The following is a 17,357-nucleotide window of genomic DNA, read 5'->3' on the forward strand; positions in this document are numbered from 1 at the left end:
CGTCAGGACGCTTGCGCGGTGACCAACGCGGCTTTACGTGCTGCACTCAGGAAGCGCAACAAGGCGACCAGGGCAAATGCACTGCCCACCAGCATTACGGCCAACCAGCCGCCGTGCTCATACACGCTGCTGGCAATGGCCGAACCGAATGCTCCGCCAATGAAGATGCTGGTCATGTACAGCGCGTTCAGACGGCTGCGGCTGTGGGCGTCGAGGGCGTAGATGGCGCGTTGGCCGAGGACCATGTTCATCTGCACGCAGAAATCCAGGACCACCCCGGTGACTGCCAAGCCGATCACGCTGTAGAGCGGGTGCACCAACGCCGGCAGGAAGCTCAGCGCACCAAACAACATCGCCAGCAGCGAGGCGCGGTGGGTATGGCCAGCATCGGCCAGGCGACCGGCCATGGGCGCGGCGATGGCGCCAAGGGCACCGACCAAGGCAAACAGAGCGATTTCGCTTTGGCTCAGGCCGTGGTTACGCGCCAGTTCCAGTGGCACGGCGGTCCAGAACAGGCTGAAAGCGGCGAACATGCAACCCTGGTAGAACGCCCGTTGGCGCAACAGCGGTTGCTCACGCAGCAGGGTGCCCAGGGAGCGCAGCAACTGGCCGTAGCTGGCACTGTGATCGGGTTGGCGCTTGGGGATGGTCAGCATCAGCACCACGCTGATAAACGCCATCAGCGCCGCGGCCGCCATGAACATCGCACGCCAGCCGAAGTGGTCGGCCACCACGCTCGACACCGGCCGTGCCAGCAGGATGCCCAGCAGCAGGCCGCCCATGATACTGCCGACCACCCGGCCACGAGACTCGGCCGGCGCCAGGTGTGCGGCCAGCGGAATCAGGATCTGCACCGAGACGGAACTGAAACCGATCAGCAACGACACCAGCAGGAACAGGTTCGGCTGTTCGATAAACGCCGCACCCAACAGGCTGGCGATCGCCACGACGGTGGTGGCAATCATCAGCTTGCGGTTTTCCAGCAGGTCGCCCAGGGGCACCAGAAAGAACAGGCCCAGAGCATAGCCGATTTGCGTGAGGGACACGATCAGGCTGGCCATTGCTGGCGTCAGGCCAATGTCTGGGGCAATCAGCTCGATGATCGGTTGCGCGTAGTAGATGTTGGCGACGATGGCGCCGCAGCAAAACGCGAACAGCATGACCATGCCCCGGGTCATGGTGCCTGCAGCGTGAGGGGTTGCGTTCATGGTGTACTCATAAAGGCGATGGAAGTGGTGTGAGAGAGTAAAGACAAGGCTCGCAAGTGAGTAGGTTGCTTGTGGTGATATCACTTATGTCGGCTGATGATACATTCAGACACATCTGTTTCGCGCAAAAAAGTGGGCGCTGGTTTGCTTGCGATGACGGCCTGGCAGCCGACGCTAATCTGACTGACGCACCGCGATCCAACTGTGGGAGCTGGCTTGCCTACGAAGACGGCCTGACAGCCGATGCTTATCTACCTGACACCCCACGATCCAACTGTGGGAGCTGGCTTGCCTGCGAAGACGGTCTGACAGCCGATGCTTATCTACCTGACACCCCACGATCAAACTGTGGGAGCGGGCTTGCTCGCGAAGGCGGCCTGGCAGTCAACACCGTTGGATTTTGTGCATATCCATTGCTGCGGTAACGGCTACTTAGGGTTCCGCCCTGACGGCGGGTCACTTTGGAAAAGCCCCAAAGTAACCAAAGGGCTCTTGCCCCACCACTCGGCACCTCGCTTAGGCTCGGTGTGCCCGTAATCCGTCAGTGATTTGGGGGGCCGCCGCCACGCGCCATCCATGGCGCGGGGCGGCTAAACCGGCATCCCTGCCGGTTTACCCCCCAAATCCCTGTCGAATTCCGGCCAGCGTGGTTTAACGGGGCGCCTAAGATCAAAAGCCAGATCAAGATCACAAGCAGATCAAGATCACAAGCAGATCAAGATCAAGAGCGGCTCGCTTCGCATCGTGGTTAGCGTTGGCTGCTACAACCTACAAAATTGTGTAGACGCTGCTATGGCGGGGTATCAGCCGCTCATGTGCAAGCTGACTCGCCGTCATCGCAGGCAAGCCAGCTCCCACAGGTTTGACCGAGTTGATTCAGTCAGATGGGTTATTGGCCAGAGTAGATCTGGTCGAACACGCCGCCATCATTGAAGTGGGTCTTTTGCACCGTGCGCCAGTCACCAAAGGTTTTCTCCACCGACAGGAAATCTACCTTGGGGAACCGGTCGGTGTACTTGGCCAGTACCTTCGGGTCCCGTGGGCGCAGGTAGTTGTTGGCCGCAATTTCCTGGCCTTCGGGCGACCACAGGTACTTGAGGTAGTCCTCGGCCGCAGCACGGGTGCCTTTTTTCTCGACCACTTTATCCACCACCGACACCGGCGGTTCGGCTTCGGCGGAGACGCTTGGGTAGACCACTTCGAACTGATCACGGCCAAACTCACGGGCGATCATTTCTGCTTCGTTTTCAAAGGTCACCAGCACGTCGCCAATCTGGTTGGTCATGAAGGTGGTGGTGGCGGCGCGGCCACCGGTGTCCAGTACCGGCGCTTGCTTGAACAATTTGCCAACGAAGGTCTTGGCCTTTTCTTCATCGCCACCGTTCTTCAATACGTAACCCCAGGCCGACAGATAGGTGTAGCGGCCGTTGCCGGAGGTTTTCGGGTTGGGAACGATTACCTGCACGCCGTCCTTGAGCAGGTCGGGCCAGTCTTTCAAGGCTTTGGGGTTGCCTTTGCGCACGATAAACACCGTGGCTGAGGTGAACGGCGCGCTGTTGTTCGGCAAGCGCGTTACCCAGTTGTCCGGCACCAGTTTGCCGTTGTCGACCAGGGCATTGATGTCGGTAGCCATGTTCATGGTAATCACGTCGGCGGGCAGGCCGTCGATCACCGAGCGCGCCTGTTTGCTGGAGCCACCGAAGGACATCTGCAATGTCAGCTTGTCGTCCGGGTGCTCAGCTTCCCAGTGCTTCTGGAAGGCGGCGTTGTAGTCCTTGTAGAAATCGCGCATCACGTCGTAGGAGACGTTGAGCAGGGTGGTCGCGGCCTGGGCGGAGCCCGCCAGGGCCAGGCCGGCGGCCAGTAGGGAGGCGCTGAGGATCTTTTTCACTGCTCATTCCTTGTTGTTCGAGAAGAGGGGAGGCAATTAGCCAGCGACTATAGCCGGGCCTGCATAGACCCTTAAAGATTAAAAAGAACTTTGCTTATTCCAGTTTGCGAAACAGATTGCTGCCACAGCGCGCGCAAAATGCGGCGTTGGGTTCATGGCTGTCCTTCTTGCACACTGGGCAGTCGGTGTGCAGTTGCTCACCGCGCATGGCACTGGCCAGTTCAGCGGTGAAAATACCCGTCGGCACGGCGATGATCGAGTAACCGGTGATCATTACCAGCGACGAAATCACCTGGCCCAGGGGCGTCTTGGGCACGATATCGCCGAAGCCCACGGTGGTCAGGGTGACGATGGCCCAGTAGATGCCTTTGGGAATACTGGTGAAGCCATGTTCCGGGCCTTCGATCACGTACATCAAAGTGCCGAACACCGTCACCAGGGTGCATACGCTGACCAGGAACACCACGATCTTCTGCTTGCTACCGCGCAGCGCCGCCATCAGGTAGTTGGCCTGCTTGAGGTACGGGCTGAGCTTGAGCACGCGGAAGATGCGCAGCATCCGGATGATGCGGATGATCAGCAGATACTGGGCATCGCTGTAGTACAGCGCGAGGATACCGGGGACGATGGCGAGCAGGTCCACCAAGCCATAAAAACTGAAGGCATAGCGCAGCGGCTTGGGCGAGCAATACAGGCGCAGGCCGTACTCGATGGCGAAGATCAGCGTGAAGCCCCACTCGATATAGGCCAGCACATCCGCGTAGTTCTGGTGAATTGTGTCGATGCTGTCGAGCATCACGATCACCAGGCTGGCGAGGATGATCAGCAGCAGGATGCCGTCAAAGCGCCGCCCGGCGACGGTGTCGCTTTGGAACACCATAATGTAGAGGCGCTGGCGCCAGTCGTTGTTGCTGTCCATAAACCCTGCCCGAAACGAATATCGAGCAAGCCTAGGGCGATTCGAACGGGCTGTCCATGTGAGGCTTGTGCAGCATTCGCTGGCCGGCGCGCACCAGCCAGCACGCGAGGATAAACGGCGCGGTCAGCGCGGGCAGGTGCAGGCCGGCAAAGCCCGGGGTGAGCAGGATGGCCAGGCCAATGCCCAGCAGTGGCAACCAGGGCTGGCGACGTGATGAGCACAGGGCCAGGGCGGCCAGCGCGGGGTTATAGCTGTGCAGGCCGAGCAGGGCGCCAGTGGGGTCGTTCAGCCACCAGCCGGCGAGCATGCCCAGAGCGGCGGCGCCCAAGGCCCACGCGGCGGCGCGACGGTCGGCCAGCAGCAAGCCCAGGGCAATCAGTACACCCGCGAGGGGCTGATCCAGCAGCATGATTTGCCCCAAGCCGGTGAAGGGCGCGGCCAGTACAGCGACAGTGTCGGGCTCGCTCAGCGCAAGGGTGTTTTCAGGACTCTGGCCGAGCAGCAACCAGCCCAGACCCACAAAGGGCGCGGTATAGGCCGGCAAATCCTGGGGCTGGGTCGCGTGTTTCAACCAGTGCCGGGTGAGCATCGCACTCAAGCCGCCACACGCTAGGATCAACGGCGGCACCAGCGCCGACCAGGCAAAGTGCTGGCTGATCAACAGGCCCAGCAACACGCCGTTGTAACTATACAGCCCGGCCTGGCGCTCGGCCTTGGGATACCCCCGGCGCTGGGCCGTGAGCAACCCCGCGACGCCACCCAGCAAGGCCCCGCCAAGCAAGGCCGGGGCGCCAATCAGGATCGCCAGCAGGCACAGCAGGCCGCACAGCGGATGGCGCTGCAGGAAGATTTGGCTGAAGCCGTTGAGCAGGGCTTCGGCCCAGTCGGGGCAGGTTGGGTTGTGCATGTCAGCTCCCGGTAGGAGCGAGCTTGCTCGCGAAAAACCTGAGGGCGCCGCGTGCATTCAGGATACCCACGTCATCGTTGACGTTCTTCGCGAGCAAGCTCGCTCCTACAGTAGGGTTTCGATACGCAGCGAATTGGTAGACCCCGGCTGCCCGAACGGCACCCCTGCGGTAATCACCAAGGTATCGCCACGCTGCGCCATGCCCTGGGCCTGGGCAATTTCCAGCGCGGTGGAACACACCTCATCCACCTGGCGCAGCCGATCATTGACCACCGAGTGCACGCCCCACGCCACGCTCAGGCGTCGCGCCGTGGACAGGTTTGGCGTGAGGTTGAGGATCGGCGCCACGGGCCGTTCCCGCGCCGCGCGCAAGCTGGAACTGCCGGACTCGCTGTAGTTCACCAGCACCGCCACCGGCAGGATGCTGCTGATGCGGCGGATCGCACAGCTGATGGCGTCCGACACGGTGGCATCCGCCTTGGGCCGGCTGACATCCAGCTGGGCCTGGTAGTCCGGGCCGTTTTCCACCTGGCGGATGATCTTGCTCATCATCTGCACCGCTTCCAGCGGGTACTCGCCCGAGGCGGTTTCGGCTGACAGCATCACTGCGTCCGCGCCTTCAGCCACCGCATTGGCCACATCGGTGACTTCGGCGCGGGTGGGTGCCGGGGAGAAGCGCATGGATTCGAGCATCTGCGTGGCCACCACCACCGGCTTACCCAGTTGGCGGCAGGTGCTGATAATGTCTTTCTGGATCTGCGGCACGCTCTCGGCCGGCACTTCCACGCCCAAATCACCCCGGGCCACCATGATCGCGTCACTCAGTTCGGCGATTTCGCGCAGCCGTTGCACCGCCGAAGGCTTTTCGATCTTGGCCATCAAAAACGCTTTATCGCCGATCAGCTCGCGGGCTTCGCGGATGTCTTCCGGGCGTTGCACAAACGACAGCGCTACCCAGTCCACACCCAACTCCAGGCCGAAGCTCAGGTCGCGGCGGTCCTTGGCGGTGAGGGGGCTCAGTTCCAACAGCGCTTGTGGGACATTCACACCTTTGCGGTCAGACAGTTCGCCGCCATTGAGCACGGTGGTGTCGATGGCGTCGGCATGCTTGGTGATCACGCGCAGGCGCAGCTTGCCGTCGTCGAGCAGCAGGTCCATGCCCGGCTCCAGGGCCGCGATGATTTCCGGGTGGGGCAGGTTGACCCGGCGTTGGTCGCCCAGGGTTTCATCCAGGTCCAGGCGCAGGGCCTGGCCGCGTACGAGCTGCACCTTGCCCTCGGCAAAGCGTCCCACCCGCAGCTTCGGCCCTTGCAGGTCCATGAGGATGCCGAGCGGGTAGTTGAGCTGGCGCTCGACCTGGCGAATCCACTGGTAGCGCTGGGCATGGTCGGCGTGGTCGCCGTGGCTGAAGTTGAGGCGGAAGATATTTACCCCGGCTTCCACCAGCTCAAGGATGTCGTCGATACCGTCGGTGGCCGGGCCCAGGGTGGCGAGGATTTTGACCTTCTTGTCAGGCGTCATGGTTGGCAGTCTCAAGGATCAGGATGGCGCGGAAGTCGTTGACGTTGGTGCGCGTCGGCTCGGTGACGATCAAGTCGCCCAGGGCGGCGAAATAGCCGTAGCCGTTGTTGTTGTCCAGCTCATCACTGGCCGACAGGCCCAGGGCTTCGGCACGGCGGTAGCTGCAGGGGGTCATGAGCGCGCCGGCGTTGTCTTCCGAACCGTCGATGCCATCGGTATCGCCGGCCAGGGCGTACACGCCGGGCAGGCCCTTGAGGCTGTCGGTGAGGCTCAAGAGGAATTCCGCATTACGCCCGCCACGGCCGTCGCCGCGCACGGTGACGGTGGTTTCGCCCCCCGAAAGAATCACGCACGGCGCCGCCAGTGGCTGGCTGTGCTGCAGGATCTGCCGGGCGATGCCGGCGTGTACCTTGGCCACATCGCGGGCTTCGCCTTCCAGGTCGCCGAGGATCAGCGGGCTGAAACCGGCCTGGCGTACTTTTACTGCCACTGCTTCCAGGGATTGCTGCGGACGGGCGATCAATTGGAAGTGGCTGCGGGCAAGCACCGAGTCGCCGGGTTTGACGGTTTCCGAGGCGGGGTTGTTAAGCCAACTGCGCACCGAAGCGGGGGCGTCGATGTGGTAGCGCTTGAGGATCGCCAGGGCCTGTTGCGAGGTGCTCGGGTCGCCGACCGTCGGGCCTGAGGCAATCACCGTGGCCTGGTCACCCGGCACGTCGGAGATCGCGTAGGTGTACACCGTGGCCGGCCACGCGGCCTTGGCCAAGCGCCCGCCCTTGATGGCCGAGAGGTGCTTGCGCACGCAATTCATCTCGCCAATGGTGGCGCCGGATTTGAGCAGGGCTTTGTTGATGGTTTGCTTGTCGGCCAGGGTGATGCCCTCGGCGGGCAGGGCGAGTAATGCCGAGCCACCGCCGGAGAGCAGGAAGATCACGCGGTCGTCTTCACCCAGATGGCTGATCAGTTCCAGCACGCGCTGGGCCACGGCCAGGCCGGCTGCATCCGGAACCGGGTGGGCGGCTTCGACCACTTCGATTTTTTTGCACGGCGCGCCGTGGCCGTAACGGGTAACGACCAGGCCCGAAACTTCGCCCTGCCAACAGTCTTCGACAACCAGCGCCATGGCGGCCGCGGCTTTGCCGGCGCCGATCACGATCACACGGCCACTGCGGTCGGCAGGCAGGTAGGGTTCGAGGACTTGCCGGGGGTGGGCGGCGTCGATGGCTGTGGCAAACAGCTCGCGAAGCAGGTGTTGCGGATCGACCGACATAAGCGGGCTCCCGGGGGATTCTTGTTATTAGGGATACAGCGATCGTTCCCACGCTCTGCGTGGGAATGCCTCTTGTGACGCAGAGCGTCCCGGGCTGTATTCCCACGCGGAGCGTGGGAACGATCAGCGGTGTGGGTTACTTCTCGCGAATCGAGAAGTTCGCCATATGCTCCAGGCCCTTGATCAGTGCCGAGTGGTCCCAGTTGCCGCCGCCAATTGCGGTGCAGGTGCTGAACACTTGCTGGGTGCCGGCGGTGTTCGGCAGGTTGATCCCCAGTTCCTTGGCGCCGGCCAATGCCAGGTTCAGGTCCTTCTGGTGCAGGTTGACGCGGAAACCCGGATCGAAAGTGCCCTTGATCATGCGCTCGCCGTGCACTTCCAGGATCTTGGACGATGCAAAGCCACCCATCAGCGCTTCACGCACCTTGGCTGGGTCGGCGCCGTTTTTGGAGGCGAACAACAACGCTTCGGCCACCGCCTGGATGTTCAGCGCAACGATGATCTGGTTGGCCACCTTGGCGGTCTGGCCATCGCCATTGCCGCCCACCAGGGTGATGTTCTTGCCCATGCTCTGGAACAGCGGCAGTGCGCGTTCAAAAGTCTGCGGTTCGCCGCCGACCATGATGCTCAAGGTGCCGGCCTTGGCGCCGACTTCACCACCGGACACCGGGGCGTCCAGGTACTGCGCGCCGGCCTGGTTGACCTTGGCGGCGAATGCTTTGGTCGCAGTAGGGGAGATCGAGCTCATGTCGATCACCACCTTGTTCGGTGACAGGCCCGCAGCCACGCCGTCGGCGCGGAACAGCACATCATCGACTTGTGGGGTGTCGGGCACCATGACGATGATGAACTCGGCTTCCTGGGCCACTTGTTGCGGGTTGGCCAGGGCCACGGCGCCGGCGCTGATCAGTTCAGCCGGTGCTTTGCCGTGATGTTCGGAGAGAAACAGTTGATGACCTGCTTTCTGCAGGTTGGCGGCCATGGGTTGGCCCATGATGCCGGTGCCGATAAATCCGATTTTAGCCATGATCAAAATCCTCTTTTAATGTGGGAGCTGGCTTGCCTGCGATGGCATCAGCCGGGTATGCCTGATACACCGAGGTGTCTGCATCGCAGGCAAGCCAGCTCCCACATTGTTTTGTGTGGTGTCAGTTGTCAGATGGCGTTATGGGTTTTGAGCCAACCCAAACCTGCCTCGGTAGTGGTCAACGGCTTGTACTCACAGCCGACCCAGCCCGCGTAACCAATGCGGTCCAGATGCTCGAACAGGAAGCGGTAGTTGATCTCACCGGTCCCTGGCTCGTTGCGCCCTGGGTTGTCCGCCAGTTGGATGTGGTTGATCTCGCCCAGGTGCGTCTGCATGGTCCGCGCCAGGTCACCTTCCATGATTTGCATGTGGTAGATGTCGTATTGCAGGAACAGGTTGGCGCTGCCCACTTGCTCGCGAATCGACAGGGCCTGCGCCGTGTTGTTGAGGTAGAAGCCCGGAATGTCGCGGGTGTTGATCATCTCCATCACCAGCTTGATACCCGCTGCCTGCAGCTTCTCGGCGGCGTACTTGAGGTTGGCGACGAAGGTCTTTTCTACGGTCTCGTCATCAACGCCTTGTGGCCGGATACCCGCCAGGCAGTTGACCTGGGTATTGCCCAATACCTGGGCGTAGGCGATGGCCAGCTTGACCCCGGCACGGAACTCCTCGACCCGGTCCGGGTGGCAAGCCAGGCCGCGCTCGCCCTTGGCCCAGTCACCGGCTGGCAGGTTGAACAGCACCTGGGTCAGGCCGTTGGCATCCAGCTGCGCCTTGATGTCGGCAGAGCTGAATTCATACGGGAACAGGTACTCCACGCCTTGGAAACCGGCATCGGCAGCCGCTTTGAAGCGGGCAAGGAAGTCCTGTTCGGTAAACAGCATGGACAGGTTGGCAGCAAAGCGCGGCATAGGGTTCTCCTTAATCGAGCAGGGAAATGGCAGTCGGCGCATCGTTACCGACTAGGGCCAGATCTTCGAATTCATTGACGGCGTTGATCTCGGTGCCCATGGAAATATTGGTCACCCGTTCCAGAATAATCTCAACGATCACCGGCACCTTGAATTCTTCGATCATCTCTTGGGCGCGGCGCAACGCCGGTTGGATCTGGCCCGGCTCGAACACACGCAGGGCCTTGCAACCCAGGCCTTCGGCAACGGCCACATGGTCGACGCCATAGCCGTTGAGTTCCGGGGCGTTGAGGTTGTCGAAGGACAGCTGCACGCAGTAGTCCATCTCGAACCCACGCTGGGCCTGGCGGATCAGGCCCAGGTAAGAGTTGTTCACCACCACGTGGATGTAGGGCAGCTTGAACTGCGCGCCCACCGCCAGTTCTTCGATCATGAACTGGAAGTCATAGTCGCCCGACAAGGCCACCACTTTGCGGCTCGGGTCGGCCTTGACCACCCCCAGCGCTGCCGGAATGGTCCAGCCCAATGGGCCGGCCTGGCCGCAGTTGATCCAGTGACGTGGCTTGTACACATGCAAAAATTGCGCGCCGGCAATCTGCGACAGGCCGATAGTGCTGACGTAGCAGGTGTCTTTGCCGAACACCTGGTTCATCTCTTCGTACACGCGTTGCGGCTTGACCGGCACGTTGTCGAAGTGGGTCTTGCGGTGCAGGGTGGCCTTGCGTTGCTGGCAGTCATGCAACCACGCACTGCGGTCCTTGAGCTTGCCGGCGGCCTTCCACTCGCGGGCCACTTCGATGAACATCGTCAGCGCGGAGCCAGCGTCGGAAACGATGCCCAGGTCCGGCGTGAACACGCGGCCAATCTGGGTCGGCTCGATGTCGACGTGAATGAATTTACGGCCCTCGGTGTACACCTCGACCGAACCGGTGTGACGGTTGGCCCAGCGGTTGCCGATGCCCAGCACCACGTCCGACTTGAGCATCGTCGCGTTGCCGTAGCGGTGCGAGGTTTGCAGGCCAACCATGCCCACCATCAGCGGGTGGTCGTCCGGGATCGTGCCCCAGCCCATCAGGGTTGGGATCACCGGAATGCCGGTCAATTCAGCGAACTCCACCAGCAGCTCGCTGGCATCGGCGTTGATCACGCCGCCACCGCTTACCAGCAATGGACGTTCGGCTGCATCGAGCAGGGCCAGGGCTTTTTCCACCTGCACACGGGTCGCCAACGGCTTGGCCAGGGGCAGCGGCTGGTAGGCGTCGATGTCGAATTCGATCTCGGCCATCTGGACGTCGAACGGCAGGTCGATCAGCACCGGGCCAGGGCGGCCGGAGCGCATTTCATAGAAGGCTTTCTGGAACGCGTAAGGCACTTGGCCGGGTTCCAGCACCGTGGTTGCCCACTTGGTGACTGGCTTGACGATGCTGGTGATGTCCACGGCCTGGAAGTCTTCCTTGTGCATCCGGGCGCGGGGGGCTTGGCCGGTGATGCACAGGATCGGGATCGAGTCGGCCGAGGCGCTGTACAGGCCGGTGACCATGTCGGTACCCGCCGGGCCCGACGTGCCGATACACACGCCGATATTGCCGGCCTTGGTACGCGTGTAACCCTCGGCCATGTGCGAGGCGCCTTCAACGTGGCGAGCAAGGACGTGATCGATGCCACCCACCTTCTGCAAGGCCGAATACAGCGGGTTGATCGCGGCGCCTGGGATACCGAAGGCGGTATCCACACCTTCACGGCGCATCACCAGGACGGCGGCTTCGATTGCTCTCATTTTGCTCATGGTTTTGGTGCCTCTTGCGTTTTGTAATTGTATACAAGTGGTGTCTGTCCAAAGTGTATTCACGCCGAGATGCGTTGGTCAATGCCTTTCGTAAACTGACCTCTGCGTTCGTCGGAAGCGCTTTTTTCGACGTATGGAGCCTTTGTTGGAAAATATTGTATACAAAAACAAATATCATTGTGTTCTATTTGTGTGATCGAGCATCTGATCAAACAGACCTCACCGCTTTACCCATAACAAGATAAGGACGGCACCTATGAGCGCTTTAACCTTGAAACTCGCCACCCAACTGGCCACCCAGGCCCTCACCGCAGGCCGCACCATTTCGGCTGCGCCCCTGACCATCGCGGTGCTCGACAGCGGCGGCCATCTGGTCACCCTGCAACGCGAAGACGGCGCCAGCCTGCTACGCCCGCAAATCGCCATCGGCAAGGCCTGGGGCGCCATTGCTCTGGGCAAGGGTTCACGTTTGCTGGCACTGGACGCCCAACAGCGCCCGGCGTTTATCGCGGCGTTGAACAGCCTGGGGCAGGGCAGCGTCGTGCCGGCCCCGGGTGGGGTGTTGATTCGTGATCAGAGCGGCATGGTGCTGGGCGCGATCGGGATCAGCGGGGATACATCCGATATTGACGAGCAGTGTGCGATCACCGCGATAGAGGGGGTCGGGTTGATGGCGGATGCGGGGGTGTCGGCTTGATTCTGGGCTGAGGGATAGGGCCTCTTCGCGAGCAAGCCCGCTCCCACATTTGGATTGCATTCCTCTGTGTGGGCTTGCTCGCGAAAGAGGCGCCTCGGTCTTGGCGCTATACCCAAACGGCATCCCACAACGGATAGTCGCCAATCCGCTTTACCAGCCCAGCTCTCAGGGGATTGGCAACCACATACCTGGCCATTTTTACCAAGTCATCTTCTTTGCGCAGGGCCCGGTCATGAAAGCTGGTTTGCCATAGCCGGCCCTTGCGGCCGGTAGCGCCGTTTACGCTACGAGTACTTTTGGATTTCACCTGACACATCAGATCTCCCAGCGAGCCTTGTCGCAGTTCCATCAGCCAGTGGAAGTGGTCGGGCATCACCACCCAAGCCAGAGAGTGTGCCAGCCCTTGGTACTGGGCGAGTCTGAATTGCCAGACGACCAAGCGACCCAGATGAAAGTCATTGAACATCGGCACACGTTCATGAGTGTTGGTGGTGATCAGATAGATGCGGTTGGACTCGCTGAATCTGCCGATACGCAGGCGGTGTGATGTAGCTCGATCAGGCATTCCTTGGCCTCTCTTCAGATGGGGTTCTGAGAGGCTAGATCTTGGTGGCTGAGGCTGATCTGTGGACTTTTGGCAGGATGTGTCTGGGAGGGCGCTTTCGCGAGCAAGCCCGCTCCCACAGGGGGATTTGTGCGGTTTATACAATGTGTGTCTGGCTTTGCACCTACCTGTGGGAGCGGGCTTGCTCGCGAATGGAACAGGCGCCGCGGTCTATCAATCCGGCTCACACCCCTTGAGCACCAACCGAATAATCGTCTGCGCCGCCGCCTCATAATCGGCTTCATCCAGCTTCGCCTTGCCGGTCACTGCCGAGATCTGCCAGTCGAAATCGGCATAGGTCTGGGTGGCTGCCCAGATGCTGAACATCAGGTGGTTGGGGTCTATCGCTGCGATCAGGCCACGGTCAACCCAGCTCTGGATGCAGTCGATATTGTGCTTGGCCTGGGCATTGAGCTGTTCAACCTGGTCGGCGCTCAGGTGTGGGGCGCCGTGCATGATTTCGCTGGCGAACACCTTGGAGGCGAACGGCAGGTCGCGGGAGATGCGGATTTTGGAGCGGATGTAGTTGCTCAACACTTCCTTGGGCTCGCCGTCGGGGTTGAACGGCGTAGAGGCGGCCAGGATCGGCTCGATGATGCTTTCGAGCACCTCGCGGTAAAGGTTGTCCTTGGACTTGAAGTAGTAATAGACGTTGGGCTTGGGCAGCCCGGCCTTGGCGGCGATGTCGCTGGTTTTGGTCGCGGCGAAGCCCTTGTCGGCAAACTCCTCGCTCGCCGCCCGCAGGATTTTTTCTTTGTTGCGCTCGCGAATGCTGCTCATAAACCAGACGTTTCCTTGCCATGACAGGCGGTTGCGCATGGTAGCACCGGCCATCCGCAAGCCTCAACAATCTGCCCGCAAGGCCCTGCGCCGCGCTATGCTCGCGCCATCTCTCTCTAACGGAAGTCCGGTTCATGGCAGGAAGCAGCTTATTGGTGTTGATCGACGATATCGCCGCGGTACTCGATGACGTTGCGCTGATGACAAAAATGGCCGCCAAGAAGACATCGGGCGTGCTCGGCGATGACCTTGCGTTGAATGCCCAGCAGGTCTCCGGCGTGCGCGCCGAGCGGGAAATCCCCGTGGTGTGGGCGGTGGCCAAGGGCTCGTTTATCAACAAGCTGATCCTGGTGCCGACGGCCCTGTTGATCAGCGCCTTTGCCCCCTGGGCGGTGATACCGTTATTGATGCTCGGCGGTGCCTATTTGTGTTTCGAGGGCTTCGAAAAACTCGCTCACAAGTTCCTGCACAGCAAGGCTGAAGACCAGGCCGAACACGCGCAATTGACTGAGGCGGTGGCCGACCCGGCTACCGATCTGGTGGCGTTCGAGAAAGACAAGATCAAGGGCGCCATCCGCACCGACTTCATTCTCTCCGCCGAGATCATCGCCATCACCCTCGGCATCGTCGCCGACGCGCAGCTCACGCAGCAGGTGATCGTGCTGTCGGGTATCGCCATTGTCATGACCATCGGCGTATATGGGTTGGTGGCCGGTATTGTCAAGCTCGACGACCTGGGGCTGTGGCTGACGCAGAACCCGGGCCAGGTGGCGCGCAGTATTGGTGGCGCAATCCTGAGTGCGGCACCCTACATGATGAAGAGCCTGTCAGTGATCGGCACGGCGGCGATGTTCATGGTCGGTGGCGGCATCCTTACCCATGGCGTGCCCGTGGTGCATCACTGGATCGAAACCGTGAGCCAAAGCACCGGCGCGTTGGCTTGGCTGATGCCAACGCTGCTCAATGCGGTGGCAGGGATCATTGCCGGCGCCGTCGTCCTGGCAGTGGTCAGCGTGGCAGGTAAAGGTTGGAAAGCACTGCGAGGGTGAAACCGCAGGCATAAAAAAGGCCATTCAATCGAATGGCCTTTTTTATCGCTGCGGTTTACTCGGCAATCTGCAACTTGCGCGATTCGGTGTAGATATACCGCACCTTCTCATACTCGAACGGCGAGTTCATCTGGCCGTAGCGGAAGCTGGTCTGGTAGCGCTTGTCCACGGCGCGCAGGGCCCAGACTTCCGGATGGTTGGAGCTGACTTCGGACACGTTGAGGAAGTTGATCTGCGATTCGGCGCTGTAGTCCACCAGCAGGCCGCCGGTGTCACGCAGGTTCGACGGGCCGAAGATCGGCAGCATCAGGTAGGCGCCGCCCGGTACACCGTAGAAGCCCAAGGTCTGGCCGAAGTCTTCGCTCTGGCGCGGCAGGCCCATGGCGGTGGCCGGGTCCCACAGGCCCGCGATGCCAATGGTGGTGTTGACCAGCAGGCGCCCGGTGGTTTCCAGGGAGCGGTGGCCTTTGAGCTGCAACAAGCTGTTCATCAGGTTAGGCACATCGCCCAGGTTGTTGAAGAAGTTGCTCACGCCGGTGCGCAGAAAGCTCGGCGTGACATAGCGGTAACCGTTTACTACCGGCAGGAACACCCACTGGTCGAAGCGATAGTTGAAGTGGTACACGCGACGGTTCCACGACTCCAGTGGGTCGTAGACGTTGAGCGCGGTGAGCGTGGAGCGTTCGAACTCACGCTGGTCCAAGCCTGGGTTGAACTTGAGCTTGGTCAGCGGCTCCTTGAAGCCGTCGGCATCGACCTTGACGGGTTCTTGGGCCTTGCTGTTGTCGGCATTGGCCACGCCTGCGCACATCAGTGCGGCGAGCAGCAGAAGATATTTAGCCACGGAAGAACTCCAGCATGGCGTCGGCGTTGACGCGGTAATTGAGGTTGCCGCAGTGGCCGCCCAGCGGGTAGATGGTCAAGCGATCGCCGAAAGTTTTACGCAGGAAGCCCAGGTCGCCAGGGCCGAGGATCACATCGTCGGCGTTATGCATCACGGCGATTTTCGGGCTGTCGCGCAGGTAGTCCTTGAGGGCGTACAGGCTGACCTGGTCGATCAGTTGCAGCAGGCTGCCGCCATCGGAACGCGCGCGCCACATCGGGATCACTTGTTCGGTGAGGTAGCAGTCGAAGTCACACTGCAGGGCACGCTTGAGGAACGGCGTGAGGCTGGTGCCTTCGGTAATCGGGTACTTGGGCGGAATGATCAGGCCACGGCGGTTGATCAAGTCCGAGGTAAAGGCGATGTCGGCGGCCGAGAAGCGGAACGAGGTGCCGATCAGCATGGCCATCTGTTCGTTGGTCAGGTGCTGCTTGGACTGCTGGAAGTCATAGAGCAAGGCGTCGTTGAGGTCGATGTAGCCTTTTTGCTGGAAGTAACGCGTCAGTTTGCTCAGCACCAACTCATAGAAGGTGGTGCTGTTGTTGATGCCCTTGACCTCGGTCTGTACCAGCTTGTCGAGGTTGGTGATCGAGGTGTAGAGGTTGACTGGCGGGTTGAGCAGCAGCACTTTCTTGAAGTTGAAGCTGCGGCGGGTCTCATCCAGCTTGCTGACAAACGCCGCATCCAGGGCGCCCAGGCTGTAGCCGGTGAGGTAGAAGTCGGTCACGGGCAACGAGGCGTTCTGCGCGCGTACGGCCTGCATCACGCGGTACATGTCTTCGGCGTCTTCTTGGGTGATGCCCGGGGTGGCGAAGCGCGAAGCGGCGCTGATGAAGTCGAAGCTGGTCGGCGAGGACAGCTGCACCACATGGTAGCCGGCCTGGTAATACAGCTTTTTCAGGTATTCGTTGATGCTGCTGTCAAAGCGTGCACCGGTGCCGGCGATGAGGAAGATCAACGGCGCAGCACGGTCTTGCTTGGCAATGCGGTAGGTGAGTTTCTTCACCGCCCAGAAATTGTCCGGCAGGCTGAACTCGCGCTCGGGGCGCATCGTCAGGGTGTAGTCGGACTGGTTGATCTCGTCATCGGTCGGCAGGGTTGGCCGCAGATCGGGAGGTGTGGTGGCGATGGTCGCTTCGAACGGGTTGGTCAAAGGGTAGCCATAGCTGGCTTGGTCGATATCGACGGCCAGTGCTGACGCACTCAAAAATAGGCTGCCCAGCAAGGCAGCACAGCGCAAGGAACGGAGCATGACTTAATCCCTAAGAGGAACGGGCTGAATGAAGTTCGCAGGCTATGACCACCGCCTTGTCACCGAAGTGCCAGCACTCGGCACGAAAAGTCGGAAAAAACGTCGGAATCGGGGTAATAGTAGCGAGACGATACACTTTGCCATGCATTGTTGAACAGATATCTGCGCGAACACCTTGCTAACGGCCGCCGTGGGATTAAGCTGGGCGCCGTTTTTGCCTATCGGAGTGCCCCATGTCCCGTCGTCTGCCGTTGATCCTGCTGCTTATTGCCCTGCCGTTATGGCTGGCTGCCAGTTATGCCGCACGTTACGGCTTCATGGAGGATGGGCAATGGGTTGGCATCTGCGCGGATGAGGCCAGCCGCTGGGAATGCCAGGTGCGTTCGAATTTGGGTTTGATGATTCATTTCAAGCTGCTGGGGTGGGCGGCGTTGATCACCTCGGTGCTGGGCTTTTTTGTGCCGGGGCGTGCGGGGTGGGCGTTGGCGGTGGTGGGGTTGGTGTTCGGGTTGCCGGCGCTGGCGTTGTACAACACGACGTTTGCGGTGTTTGCGGTGGTGATTGCGGGGTTGCGGTTGGTCAGGAAGCCGCGCGGCGCCTGATGTGGCCTCATCGCAGGCAAGCCAGCTCCCACAGTTGATTGGGTTCATAC

At 61.1% G+C, this 17,357-nt stretch carries 16 protein-coding genes; 3 read left to right on the forward strand and 13 right to left on the reverse strand.

Features of this window, described 5'->3' with window-relative positions:
- Nucleotides 1-2: 2 nt before the first annotated feature.
- From V8689_RS08940 to gcl, 9 genes are all read right to left on the reverse strand, one after another.
- A complete protein-coding gene (locus tag V8689_RS08940) occupies nt 3-1,208 on the reverse strand; it encodes an MFS transporter (protein WP_056788580.1) in 1,206 nt (401 codons plus the stop codon).
- A gap of 889 nt (nt 1,209-2,097) precedes the next feature.
- Nucleotides 2,098-3,099, reverse strand: a complete 1,002-nt coding sequence (locus tag V8689_RS08945; protein ID WP_056788576.1) for a sulfate ABC transporter substrate-binding protein — start codon at nt 3,097-3,099, stop codon at nt 2,098-2,100.
- A 94-nt stretch (nt 3,100-3,193) separates the two neighbouring features.
- Complete coding sequence (locus V8689_RS08950) at nt 3,194-4,018, reverse strand: ion transporter (RefSeq protein WP_014717713.1); 825 nt, start codon at nt 4,016-4,018, stop codon at nt 3,194-3,196.
- A 31-nt stretch (nt 4,019-4,049) separates the two neighbouring features.
- The gene (locus V8689_RS08955) at nt 4,050-4,925 is read right to left on the reverse strand and encodes an urea transporter (RefSeq protein WP_056788573.1); all 876 of its coding nucleotides are present in this window, start codon (nt 4,923-4,925) and stop codon (nt 4,050-4,052) included.
- Nucleotides 4,926-5,030: 105 nt separating this feature from the next.
- Nucleotides 5,031-6,446, reverse strand: a complete 1,416-nt coding sequence (gene pyk / locus V8689_RS08960; protein ID WP_056788571.1) for a pyruvate kinase — start codon at nt 6,444-6,446, stop codon at nt 5,031-5,033.
- Complete coding sequence (locus V8689_RS08965) at nt 6,436-7,716, reverse strand: glycerate kinase type-2 family protein (RefSeq protein WP_056788567.1); 1,281 nt, start codon at nt 7,714-7,716, stop codon at nt 6,436-6,438. Before V8689_RS08965 ends, pyk begins: the two co-directional genes overlap by 11 nt.
- A 136-nt stretch (nt 7,717-7,852) precedes the next feature.
- Nucleotides 7,853-8,743 carry a 2-hydroxy-3-oxopropionate reductase gene (locus V8689_RS08970; protein WP_056788564.1) on the reverse strand — a complete coding sequence of 297 codons (891 nt, stop codon included), beginning with the start codon at nt 8,741-8,743 and terminating at the stop codon, nt 7,853-7,855.
- A 128-nt stretch (nt 8,744-8,871) separates the two neighbouring features.
- Nucleotides 8,872-9,654, reverse strand: coding sequence for a hydroxypyruvate isomerase (gene hyi / locus V8689_RS08975; RefSeq protein WP_056788561.1), 783 nt, complete (start codon nt 9,652-9,654; stop codon nt 8,872-8,874).
- 10 nt (nt 9,655-9,664) lie between these two features.
- Nucleotides 9,665-11,440 (reverse strand): glyoxylate carboligase, encoded by a 1,776-nt coding sequence (gene gcl / locus V8689_RS08980; RefSeq protein WP_003189987.1) that lies wholly within the window; start codon nt 11,438-11,440, stop codon nt 9,665-9,667.
- A 256-nt stretch (nt 11,441-11,696) separates the two neighbouring features.
- Here gcl and V8689_RS08985 point away from each other — a divergent pair, with 256 nt between their 5' ends.
- Entirely contained in the window at nt 11,697-12,137 is a 441-nt protein-coding gene (locus tag V8689_RS08985; protein ID WP_020302584.1) for a GlcG/HbpS family heme-binding protein, read from the forward strand.
- Between the two features lie 106 nt (nt 12,138-12,243).
- Here the strand turns inward: V8689_RS08985 and V8689_RS08990 are convergent, their stop codons facing one another.
- Nucleotides 12,244-12,702, reverse strand: coding sequence for an REP-associated tyrosine transposase (locus tag V8689_RS08990; RefSeq protein ID WP_056788558.1), 459 nt, complete (start codon nt 12,700-12,702; stop codon nt 12,244-12,246).
- A gap of 213 nt (nt 12,703-12,915) precedes the next feature.
- Nucleotides 12,916-13,521: a TetR/AcrR family transcriptional regulator gene (locus V8689_RS08995; protein ID WP_003189991.1), complete on the reverse strand. Its 606-nt coding sequence runs from the start codon at nt 13,519-13,521 to the stop codon at nt 12,916-12,918.
- Nucleotides 13,522-13,655: 134 nt separating this feature from the next.
- Between V8689_RS08995 and V8689_RS09000 the strand changes: the two genes are divergently transcribed.
- The gene (locus V8689_RS09000; RefSeq protein WP_056788556.1) at nt 13,656-14,570 is read left to right on the forward strand and encodes a DUF808 domain-containing protein; all 915 of its coding nucleotides are present in this window, start codon (nt 13,656-13,658) and stop codon (nt 14,568-14,570) included.
- Between the two features lie 55 nt (nt 14,571-14,625).
- Here V8689_RS09000 and V8689_RS09005 read toward each other — a convergent pair whose 3' ends face one another.
- Together V8689_RS09005 and V8689_RS09010 are read right to left on the reverse strand one after the other, a co-directional pair.
- Nucleotides 14,626-15,414, reverse strand: a complete 789-nt coding sequence (locus V8689_RS09005) for an MlaA family lipoprotein (RefSeq protein WP_003189993.1) — start codon at nt 15,412-15,414, stop codon at nt 14,626-14,628.
- Nucleotides 15,407-16,705 carry a serine/threonine protein kinase gene (locus tag V8689_RS09010; RefSeq protein WP_056788553.1) on the reverse strand — a complete coding sequence of 433 codons (1,299 nt, stop codon included), beginning with the start codon at nt 16,703-16,705 and terminating at the stop codon, nt 15,407-15,409. The genes V8689_RS09005 and V8689_RS09010 overlap by 8 nt, the downstream gene beginning before the upstream one ends.
- Before the next feature lie 233 nt (nt 16,706-16,938).
- Between V8689_RS09010 and V8689_RS09015 the strand changes: the two genes are divergently transcribed.
- Nucleotides 16,939-17,307 (forward strand): hypothetical protein, encoded by a 369-nt coding sequence (locus V8689_RS09015; RefSeq protein WP_014717724.1) that lies wholly within the window; start codon nt 16,939-16,941, stop codon nt 17,305-17,307.
- The last annotated feature ends 50 nt before the right edge of the window (nt 17,308-17,357 follow it).

The sequence above is a fragment of the Pseudomonas sp. AK181 genome, assembly GCF_051122975.1.
GTDB lineage: Bacteria > Pseudomonadota > Gammaproteobacteria > Pseudomonadales > Pseudomonadaceae > Aquipseudomonas > Aquipseudomonas lactis.